This is a genomic window from Citrobacter sp. TBCS-14 (assembly GCF_005280805.1).
Classification (GTDB): Bacteria; Pseudomonadota; Gammaproteobacteria; order Enterobacterales; family Enterobacteriaceae; genus Citrobacter; species Citrobacter gillenii.
Window position 1 is genome coordinate 1 of the sequence record NZ_SZWM01000546.1, and the last position, 238, is coordinate 238.

Genomic DNA, 238 nt, shown 5'->3' on the forward strand with positions numbered 1-238 from the left:
GGGGCTTTCTGGCATTCTTGCCAGCCAGGCGGAAAGCGTCTGTGAGGCCTATGCCGATCTCTTTACACTCGATCCGGTCATCGAAAAAGAAGAGTGGTGCCGTATTACCGGTCAGAAAAAATAATCGTCACGCGTTACTATCGCCAACCCCAAAATCGCTTTCGTTTTCGCAAAATGATTTGCGGAAATGAGAGCGAGATCGCATTACAAAGTCACTATTTGTACACAAAAACAGCTT

At 46.6% G+C, this 238-nt stretch carries 1 protein-coding gene; it reads left to right on the forward strand.

Going from position 1 to position 238, the window contains the following annotated elements; all coding sequences use genetic code 11:
- Window positions 1-124: 50S ribosomal protein L11 methyltransferase (locus tag FDX22_RS19795; protein ID WP_186805365.1), on the forward strand; the 124-nt coding region annotated here is incomplete at its 5' end.
- Window positions 125-238: the final 114 nt, after the last annotated feature.